The 9208-nt window shown below is 37.1% G+C and carries 9 protein-coding genes and 3 pseudogenes; 6 read left to right on the plus strand and 6 right to left on the minus strand.

Annotation, left to right across the window (positions count from 1 at the left end):
* Positions 1 to 171: 171 nt before the first annotated feature.
* Positions 172 to 324: pseudogene (locus AC0UA9_RS16465) on the minus strand (transposase domain-containing protein); the annotation flags it as partial.
* 69 nt (positions 325 to 393) lie between these two features.
* Here AC0UA9_RS16465 and tnpA (AC0UA9_RS16470) point away from each other — a divergent pair.
* A complete protein-coding gene (gene tnpA / locus AC0UA9_RS16470; protein WP_475661722.1) occupies positions 394 to 558 on the plus strand; it encodes an IS66 family insertion sequence element accessory protein TnpA in 165 nt (54 codons plus the stop codon).
* Between the two features lie 1364 nt (positions 559 to 1922).
* Here tnpA (AC0UA9_RS16470) and AC0UA9_RS16475 read toward each other — a convergent pair.
* Positions 1923 to 2073, minus strand: a pseudogene (locus AC0UA9_RS16475) (IS5 family transposase); the annotation flags it as partial.
* A gap of 253 nt (positions 2074 to 2326) precedes the next feature.
* Here AC0UA9_RS16475 and AC0UA9_RS16480 point away from each other — a divergent pair.
* The gene (locus AC0UA9_RS16480) at positions 2327 to 2554 is read left to right on the plus strand and encodes a hypothetical protein (RefSeq protein ID WP_475661724.1); all 228 of its coding nucleotides are present in this window, start codon (positions 2327 to 2329) and stop codon (positions 2552 to 2554) included.
* Positions 2555 to 2564: 10 nt separating this feature from the next.
* Here the strand turns inward: AC0UA9_RS16480 and AC0UA9_RS16485 are convergent, their stop codons facing one another.
* Positions 2565 to 3299: an endonuclease gene (locus AC0UA9_RS16485; protein ID WP_475661725.1), complete on the minus strand. Its 735-nt coding sequence runs from the start codon at positions 3297 to 3299 to the stop codon at positions 2565 to 2567.
* Positions 3300 to 3515: 216 nt separating this feature from the next.
* On the opposite strand from AC0UA9_RS16485, the gene AC0UA9_RS16490 reads away from it, so the two are divergent.
* The 3 genes from AC0UA9_RS16490 to AC0UA9_RS16500 all read left to right on the plus strand — a co-directional run bounded on the left by AC0UA9_RS16490 (position 3516) and on the right by AC0UA9_RS16500 (position 7903).
* Entirely contained in the window at positions 3516 to 3929 is a 414-nt protein-coding gene (locus tag AC0UA9_RS16490) for a LexA family protein (RefSeq protein ID WP_475661726.1), read from the plus strand.
* Positions 3917 to 5173: a Y-family DNA polymerase gene (locus AC0UA9_RS16495; RefSeq protein WP_475661728.1), complete on the plus strand. Its 1257-nt coding sequence runs from the start codon at positions 3917 to 3919 to the stop codon at positions 5171 to 5173. The genes AC0UA9_RS16490 and AC0UA9_RS16495 overlap by 13 nt, the downstream gene beginning before the upstream one ends.
* A 705-nt stretch (positions 5174 to 5878) precedes the next feature.
* Entirely contained in the window at positions 5879 to 7903 is a 2025-nt protein-coding gene (locus AC0UA9_RS16500) for a metallophosphoesterase family protein (RefSeq protein ID WP_475661729.1), read from the plus strand.
* A gap of 431 nt (positions 7904 to 8334) precedes the next feature.
* On the opposite strand, the gene tnpA (AC0UA9_RS16505) is transcribed toward AC0UA9_RS16500, so the two are convergent.
* Positions 8335 to 8499, minus strand: coding sequence for an IS66 family insertion sequence element accessory protein TnpA (tnpA, locus tag AC0UA9_RS16505; protein ID WP_475661731.1), 165 nt, complete (start codon positions 8497 to 8499; stop codon positions 8335 to 8337).
* Between the two features lie 80 nt (positions 8500 to 8579).
* Between tnpA (AC0UA9_RS16505) and AC0UA9_RS16510 the strand changes: the two are divergent.
* Positions 8580 to 8705 (plus strand): annotated as a pseudogene (locus tag AC0UA9_RS16510) (IS982 family transposase); the annotation flags it as partial.
* Positions 8706 to 8724: 19 nt separating this feature from the next.
* Here AC0UA9_RS16510 and AC0UA9_RS16515 read toward each other — a convergent pair.
* Both AC0UA9_RS16515 and AC0UA9_RS16520 read right to left on the minus strand, forming a co-directional pair.
* On the minus strand, positions 8725 to 8976 hold the full coding sequence (locus AC0UA9_RS16515; protein ID WP_475661733.1) for a hypothetical protein: 252 nt from the start codon (positions 8974 to 8976) through the stop codon (positions 8725 to 8727).
* 75 nt (positions 8977 to 9051) lie between these two features.
* Positions 9052 to 9208 (minus strand): transposase domain-containing protein (locus tag AC0UA9_RS16520; protein WP_475661735.1); only part of this gene is annotated, 157 nt, incomplete at its 5' end.

Genomic DNA, 9208 nt, shown 5'->3' on the forward strand with positions numbered 1-9208 from the left:
GAATTTTTCAATGATGAACAAAATAGCACTTAACTTATTGAAAAATGGTAAAAGTGTGAAAGTAGGTATTAAAAATAAGCGCCTAAAAGCTGGTTGGGATGATGCTTATATGATGAAAGTGCTAACAGTTGGCTTCACATCTGTATAGTTTTAATCCGTTTGCCCTGGTGCTTAGCTATAATCAAAGTCTAGCTGCACATTCCACGGCATTAAGTCGGTAAAGTCATCATCACCCACATCTCTGCTCGGCAACGTTTTAAATAAATGCAGGAAGTAGTAATAAGGGTTGATATCATTGGTGCTGCAGGTCATCGTTAGCGCGTAATTAGCTCCACATACCAATGTTAATGGCATCTATGCATAATCACCTCAGCATATTAATCTGAGGTGATGATGAAAAAACAGCAATCCATAAAATACTGGCAAGGCATCTTTGAGCAGCAAAAATCTAGCGCGTTAACTACCATTCAATTTTGTCGTGATAAAAATATTAATTCATCCACCTTCTATGCTTGGAGTAAACGCCTAGTTGTCGAAATACTACCGGTTAATCAATAGTATTTTTTGATTATGTGAGATTAACGCAACTGGCTTATAATGAAATAATGACATTTAATTGGAGCTAAAAATAGCACTAGTAAGAATTATGCGTCCAGCACCCAGGAGTCATCTTTGCTGAAAGAATGTTAGAAAGGCATAAAAATTCAGAGAGGCTAAAGGGCTGCCTAGCCATTTATGCCTAGGGTTTATGGTACTTTCGCATGGCCTTTTGATAACCTTTAACAGCCTGCCCCATGATTATCATATTTGACAATCATCAATAAGGTGTTGTCATATATGATAAGTAGCTGTTGTTTTTTATCATATTTGATAATAGGGTTTTATGACTGAGATCGAAATAGAAGAATATAAAAAAGTATCTAAAGGTATGTTTGATGAGTTATGCAATACAGATTCATTAATACAGCTAAATATTGAAGTTGCATGCTTCGGCCTGAAACGATAAAGCATAATCAGCTTCTTTTTGGCTTATTTTCATTGAGATAGATTCCTTCATGTAAGTCATGTTATCTATTACATCATAGATAAAAAAATCAACTAGTCGTATTTAACGTTTTGCATAAAAGCATGTTACCTCTGCTACATCTTGATGCTCGAAATGAAATTTAAGAGTACGCTACTACTCTTAACTGATGAGTATAAAGTAATAATGCAAGAATAAGTGTGTCATTTAAGACAAGCATGCTAAAACTTTATCGCTGTTTTCAAGTTGAATTGGGTGATCTAACCCCAGAATGATCGCTTACTTTCTGCTCATCCCCTCGAAATGAACCTTAAACTATTTTTAACCAAATTTGAATTTATAGTTACTTTGTATTAATCGAGTTAGCTTCTCTATGCGTTGAACAAGTTAAATGTGGCGATGTTGAATCATTTATATTTAATAAAGTTGATTATAGCTCTGATTTAACTGAATTGATGTAAACAGTAGTAAGTACTGCTATTTTAACGGAAAAGTACTGCTATTTTAACGGAAAAGTGCTGCTATTTTGATGGAAAAGTGCTGCTATTTTGATGGAAAAGTGCTGCTATTTTAATGGAAAAGTGCTGCTATTTTAATGGAAAAGTGCTGCTATTTTAACGGAAAAATACTGCTATTTTAACGGAAAAGTGCTGCTATTTTAATGGAAAAGTGCTGCTATTTTAACGGAAAAGTACTGCAATTTTGATTTGAATGTCCTGCTTCAAGCGTCGTGAGTGTATAGCTAACGACAACAACCGCTTGAGATAACAAGACCTCGTTTAAGTGTTGATATAGGGGAGAAAACAGCTCTGCGCAGCGTAGCATCCAGCACGATATGGTTTCTTGATGATAAATACGTAAGACAAACTATAGCGTGTTGATCTTTACTGCACATATTTTAATCAAGCCATACCGGTAACCACATAAGCGAAAAGGCTAGTGCAAGCACACTCTGGTAGTTTCTAGCCAACTTATCATATCGAGTGGTTACAGTTCGATATTTCTTTATCTTCAAAAAAGCATTTTTAAACCAAATGCCGATAGCGATATCATCATTACCTTGTTTACTATTGCCTTTCTATTATCGAATATGATAATAAAATTCACGGCTAAACTTACAAAATCTATTACAGGCTAGAATTTAGCTTCATTTCTTCTTTATGCGTATCTTTGTTAACATCGAGCCAGTGAGAACTAGATAGTGCCTCAGTTAGACCACAGAAGAAATATCCATTGTCAGAATTCGCATTCTAAAAATAATGTTCTATAGTTAAACAACGATACATTAAGGATGATGACGATATGAAAGGATACCCACCAATTGTACTTGTCGATACTTGGTTATTTATAGCCACCAACCGACACACAGAGCTAACTCACTCTAAATTGCACGCCCTTAACGCAATCGATATTTACTTTGGCTCAATAGACCTAGCATATTTATACATTGAACAAGTGAAACGGGGTGATGTAGATTCATTCTTATTTGATAAGATTGATTACAACCCCGAATTCACTGACTTTATGTGACGTGTATCAACTAAAGGTTTAAAGCATCACACCGACTTTTAACAATATTATTCTGGCTTTTCTGTAGCACAGTAATTTTCTCTGCTCTGCTACATTCCCATGCATCTACGGGATACATTTTATCCCAAGCGGTCATGAGTTGGCGTTGTGCTTTACTCATGTTATATCTTTTATAAGTATCTTCCATATATAAATAAGTACGCGCTATTCTTCCTCTGGCTTCTTCAGGTGGCTCAGCCTTACGGTTTTCAATTTTCATAGCACAACTACCAAAATCACTTTTAACATCAGGTAGCATGGTGAAGTTATAGTTACTTCTTAAAGCATTAACAGCGCCAATCGCGGGATAAAGGTTAAACATATCTGCTTGCATATATCGATATTCAATATTTATCTTCTCTGCGCATTTACGACCTTTGAATGCCTTTCCTTTACTACTAACGCATTGCTCATGACCATCACGCCACTCACTGAAAGTACGCCCAAAGTTCTCTGCTGGTACTGCATGCTCCCATTCTATTTTTTTAGCGCGTTTCACATATTTATCAGTGGAAAACCCCTTAGGCGCTATTACCTCCTTTTTGGCAGTAAACCCTGCATCACAATAAAGTGTTTTTCGGTGTTCGTTATACACCTTTTGCTCTAGCAGCCTTTTGGCTTTGCTAAAGGACTGTACCTCTTGATTTGCTGCTATAGCAGGGGTTGCGATTAAAATAGCAACCAATAAGCTTATAGTTGTTTTCATTCGTATACCTATAGATTAATTATTATATGAATATGCCTGTCATCTATATTGAGTGCAAGGCTTAGCTCGATTTTAGTGGTTTACGCGCTAAGTACTTAAGGCTTAACACACAGTAATGAATTGAAAATAAACCCCATCGATTGTACTGAATAAATCTTTATAAAATTAGATAATGAAACTATACTGTATAGAAATACAGTTAATTGGGTTTGTTTTATGAAAGTGATACCGATTTATATTGAAGCTGGCATAACTGGCTTCGAATCCCCAGCCGCAGAATATAAAGAGCTTGGCTTATCATTAGATAAGTTACTTATCCGCCACCCCAATGCCACCTTTATAGGACAAGCATCAGGTCACTCTATGCAAGACATCGGGATATTTGATGGGGACTTACTTATCGTCGACCGCTCATTGACCGTTAAAGATGGTGATGTGATAGTCGCTAACTTTAATGGCTGCTTTGTCTGCAAAATAATAGATAAGCCACATGCAAGACTGGTTTCTGCCTCCAAAACTCACCTTCCTGTGACAATAAATCCAGAAGACGATTTTCAATTGGAAGGTGTTGTTACCCGCTCTATTAGGCTTCATCATCAAGCCCCAGAATTAACAGCATGTATGCACTAGTTGATGCGGTTTCTTTTTACGCCAGTGCGGAAAAGGTATTTGACCCAAGTATAAGAAATAAACCTGTGGTGGTATTAACCAATAACGACGGTTGTATCTGTGCTGTGTGCCCTATTGCCCGAAAATTGGGTATTCCTAAGTTTGAGCCTTACTTTAAAATAAAGTGGTTTCTACAAAAGCATGATGTTGTTGTGCGCTCTTCTAATTATGAGCTTTATGCAGATTTAAGCGAACGGATGATGAATGTAATATCACGGTATTGTGATAATCAACACATCTACTCTATCGACGAATCCTTTTTATTATTTAAAAACTATAATGGACTAATTAAAGATTGGAGCCAATACGGGCATAAAATCAGACGCGCCATTTGGAAGGAAACGAAGCTACCTGTTGGTGTTGGCTTTGGCATAACAGCAACGCTAGCAAAAGCCGCTAACCACGCAGCAAAGAAACTCAGTGGTTATAATGGCGTTGCTGTCATTGATAACATGCAAAACGGTAAAATCATCTTAGAAAAAATGGCGGTAAGTGATGTTTGGGGCATTGGGAGAAAACTAGCTCAACGGTTAAATCAACAAGGAATTCAAACAGCTTATCAATTATCGACCCAATGCCCTAAAGCAATGAGAAGAGAGTTTAGTGTAGTCACCGAAAAAACAATCAACGAACTCAATGGTATTAGCTGTTTATCGTGGGATGATATTGAATCACCCAAACGGGAAATATTTTCAACACGCAGTTTTGGTCAACGCATTGTTGATATCCATGCATTACAATCAGCACTATCAACCCACGGTACTATTGTTGCTAAAAAGGTAAGGCAACAATCTTCTTTAATTAAAAAGCTTATGGTTTTTGCATCTAGCTCACCTCACGATGATAACTATTACAAACACGCCATGATTTATCATTTTCCTGTTGCGACCGATAACAGTTGTGAGATTGCCAAGGCTATTACTCTGGTAATGACAGATATATTTGTTGCTGGTGTTCGTTTTTATCGTTGTGGTGTTGGTGCTATTGAATTAGAAAGTCGAAAGTTCCAGCAATCTGATTTATTCATGCCTGATAACTCGAATCCAGTATTAATGAAGTGTTTTGATAATATCAACAACCGTTATGGACATGGGACTTTAAAGCTCGGTACTGAAGGCCAGACCGACACATGGAAAATGAAAAGGAATTTTTTAAGTCCTCAGTTCACGACTAATTGGAAAGACATACCTAAAATTAACTGTTAATCCTAGTTAGTTTAAAGATATTTTTTTATAGTACCTAAGCTCCTAAATGGAACCACATAACTATAGCATCAAGAAAAGAGTGTTATATAAATGATAACTTAGGCCATGTTTAGCCTTTATTTAACTAAATCCTGACAGACGTTTAGTCACCATTATGGTTTTTCACCTAAATCCATAAGCATGGCTTCAGTGATGGAATTAATATTTATGCTTCGTAGCCCCTAGCGGACATTGATAAAAATACTGAGAAGCGACCCCCTGACACTATAAACTGGTTTTTATTGAAAAATCATTTATCTAGGCCTAGCATCGTTACTAGGCTACACGATTACAACGCGAGTCACACCGTCTGGAGCCCTCCTTTTCTCAAGGTACTTTCGTTGTGATTGCTATGAAAACTGCTTCGCCTAGAAAATTATATTTTTTAGTCTTTCGATCTAATTGTGATTATGTAAGATCTAAAGTACTCCCTTCATGTATAGCCTATGCATGAGTTCGGCCTTTTTTAGCTTCGACTAAATCATACTTTCCATGAACCTAAATAAGATGGTATTCACTTAAAGTACTTTATGAGGTCCTTGTCTCTTTCGTTAACCTAAAATGTAGTAAATTTTTAACTTTTATGTAGTAATTTGTAAATATCACTGTCATGTTGTTTGCGTACACTTCCCTCAAAATATTAATTAATCATAATTTGGGAAGTAAATGAATCATTTAACTCACTTTAAAAAATCTCTAGTTTGCATATCAATAATTACAGCGTTAACGGCATGTGACGATAAGACAAAAACAATTGTTAAAGAAATCGAAGTTCCTGTCATTGTTGAAGTACCTGCTGAAGAACCTGTTGTTGAACCCGTTCCTAAATCAACAGGAGAATTTAAAGTTGGCTTATTACCTGATACCCAGGGTGGGAGTGATAGTGAAGGCCAAATGCATGTTGCTGTTCACCCACTTAAAGCAGTGTTAAAACACCAAGCAGCCCAGGGTGTTAACATGGTATTAGCGTTAGGTGACTTAACTGATGGTGGTAGTGATATTGAGTTTGCAGAATGGCGCTCAGTCGCTGATGACTACAAAGCACAAGGTATGGAGTTTTTACCGGTAATGGGTAACCACGAAACTAGCTACGCTTACACCTATAACTGGATTGAGAATATGAAAGAATTTATTCCAGAAGACGCAATCCATATGCCTGGTTACGAGTGGGTTAACTATTATGTAATTCGTGAGAATGTCATGATTTTTGGTTTAGCTTATTACAACCTACCTGTTGCTTTTGAATGGATAAAAGAGTCAGTTTTAGCAAACGAAGACAAAATTGATCACATTGTTGTTGCCAGCCACGACGGTTTAATTGGTGCTAAATATGGTCAAACTCGTGAGCAAATTGTAGACGGTACTAAAAACGATGATTGGGTATATGATGTACAGCCAAAAATTCGTGGGTTCTTTGCAGAACGCGATGTTATTTACGCAAACGGCCATGAGCACCAATATCAGCGTTCATTAATTACCGCTAAAACAGTAACGCAAACATATCCATCAAGTTCAACACCAACTGGTGGTAACTATCGCATGGATGCTTACACACAAATTATTGCAGGTAACGCTTCTTATAAAGGTTATGAGTTTCGTTACGGTGAGCGTGATTTAGTACAAATGATCGTTTCACAAAAGAACCAAACAGATCGAGGAGAAGATACTGGTTACGATGTTAATTCATCAGTATTAACGTTTAATAATGACCGTATTGATTATGCATCTTATTTTGCTACTCACACCGCACACTCGAATGATGCTTCAGATGCGTTCGATGCAGACTGGAAGTTAATGGATAAATTTTCACGTACCACCAACCGTTGTGAGACTGTAATTTACCCAAATTCCATCCACCAAGATACTCGCCCGGTCATGGTTTTACAGCCAAATTACTTAACAAATGAATGTTATGCCGATGACGGTACCTACGCTAATTTAGCGGGTGGTAGTAATGATACCTTTAACCGTACCGATACACGTGAGCGTGATATGGGCTTTACACCAGGGTTCTCTCGCGCAGAAAGCTTAAATGATTTAGTACGCTTAGCTTACCAATGGTTATATCAAGTACATGAACGTTGGTCACCAAACTTAAATGCAGCCTACCGCGTTGTTCCTGATGAAGAAGGTGGTGAAATGATCATTCCTGAAACAACCATAGATTTGAAAGAGCACGTAACATTAAGTTGGACCCCAGCTACAGATGCAACCGCTTCAGATATTCTAATTGTAAGTGGTACTCAAAACCAAACAGGTATGTACCAAGATGATTATGGAGTTGAGAAAGATATGGAAGCCGAAGCTGGTTTACCTTATTCATTATCAGGACCTGATTTAAAAAATATCGAAGAAGGCGCTCCAAAACCTGTTGTTACATTACCAGCAACAGCAACCAAATCTTGGGACATTTCAAATGCAGTTTCAGATAGCTACGCAGTAGAATTTACTTATGTTGAATCAGTAGATGCTTCTATGATTGAACTTGCTATCAAAGATGATGGCTGGCTTGCGGCAACACCAGCAGAATGTGTTGTTGATAGTGCATGGGATGAAAATTACCTGTTAACTGCTCCAGCTCGCCCTGCATCATGTGATAATGAAATATTAGTTGGTTATGACACTGACTTTGGTAACAGATGGTGGATTGTTTTGAACAAAGATGCTGAATTAGCTCTTATCAATAAATAACATTTAGAAAATAATCTTAAAAATCCCTGGGTTTTAACTTCAGGGATTTATTGAAAGCAGAAATAATTCGTACGTTGCTGAGGGAAGCTTCAGCTAGCCAAAGAATTATGTTTAATAATTGATTATCTTCTGGTGTTTTTTTTGTGCGAGACTATTCACCATGCTCCTTTGTTTGTTTTCTAAGTGATTGAATTTAATTTGTTATGTCTGTTTTGTGGTGTGGGTATTTATGCAGGTGATTTATCTGTTTTTTTTTGTGTTTTGAAAAAGTTTATTTTACGTTACTGGGTACCCAGTAATAATGCAATACATTTATTTTAATCTACCCAGAAACGGTTGAGGTGACTTTTTTGGAGGTGAATATGTGAAATGGTATACACAGTACGCCCAATAAATTGGCTAGTGCTTGGTGCGCTAAGGTCACTCGAAATCTAATTGGTAGCCGTTGGTATTTCGCTAGCAAGGCGTTTACGCCAAGCATAGAAAGTGGATGGATTAATCTTGTTATCACGACAAAAATGAATGGTAGTTAACGCGCTAGATTTTTGCTGCTCAAAGATGCCTTGCCAGTGTTTTATTTTTTGCTGTTTTTTCATCATTACCTCCAGTTAATATGCTGAGGTAATTATGCATAGATACCATTAACATTGGTATGTGGGGCTAATTACGCGCTTACAGACATCGTAGTGTTAATGGTTTCATGCTCAATTTAGTCGCAGGATTAGTGGCTTATTGTTTAAAGAAAGATAAGCCACCCATTAATATCAGTGATATAGAGCTTAACTCTATGGTTGTTGCTTAAGCAGATCTGGGGTTAATTATTATATCCCTAATTTCTTCCTACAATGGTCAAAATTAACTTTCAGCTTGTCAATTAACTCCTCTCCTTCTTTATAATTTTTAAGTTTAACTATTTCTTTTTCAATAAGTTTTTTAGCTTGGACAGGGTAAGCCTCAGCCAATGCCTTCCCCAAGATCTTTGAAACTTTCCTAAGTTCTTCAGTCTTTTTGCTTGCCCCTTCGAATGCTTCAAATGATCTGGCTCCTTTATCCACTTTTTGCAGTTCAGACATCTCTTTCATTGCATCTAACAATAAGTCTTTAGCATCGCAGTAGGAAAAAAGTAAGCGCGCATTTAAGCAGTGCGCTTAGCTATAATCAAAGTCTAGCTGCACATCCCACGGCATTAAGTCGGTAAAGTCATCATCACCCACATCTCTGCTCGGCAACGTTTTAAATAAATGCAGGAAGTAGTAATAAGGGTTGATGTCATTGGCGCGGCAGGTCATCACAATACTATAAAGT

This window comes from Colwellia sp. F1 (genome assembly GCF_056238625.1).

Excerpts from the sequence above, each read along its gene's own strand:
- tnpA (WP_475661722.1), top strand. The coding sequence starts at position 394 with ATGAAAAAACAGCAATCCATAAAATACTGGCAAGGCATCTTTGAGCAG.
- AC0UA9_RS16495 (WP_475661728.1), top strand. The coding sequence starts at position 3,917 with ATGTATGCACTAGTTGATGCGGTTTCTTTTTACGCCAGTGCGGAAAAG.
- AC0UA9_RS16485 (WP_475661725.1), bottom strand. The coding sequence starts at position 3,299 with ATGAAAACAACTATAAGCTTATTGGTTGCTATTTTAATCGCAACCCCT.
- tnpA (WP_475661731.1), bottom strand. The coding sequence starts at position 8,499 with ATGAAAAAACAGCAAAAAATAAAACACTGGCAAGGCATCTTTGAGCAG.
- AC0UA9_RS16480 (WP_475661724.1), top strand. The coding sequence starts at position 2,327 with ATGAAAGGATACCCACCAATTGTACTTGTCGATACTTGGTTATTTATA.
- AC0UA9_RS16500 (WP_475661729.1), top strand. The coding sequence starts at position 5,879 with ATGAATCATTTAACTCACTTTAAAAAATCTCTAGTTTGCATATCAATA.
- AC0UA9_RS16515 (WP_475661733.1), bottom strand. The coding sequence starts at position 8,976 with ATGTCTGAACTGCAAAAAGTGGATAAAGGAGCCAGATCATTTGAAGCA.
- AC0UA9_RS16490 (WP_475661726.1), top strand. The coding sequence starts at position 3,516 with ATGAAAGTGATACCGATTTATATTGAAGCTGGCATAACTGGCTTCGAA.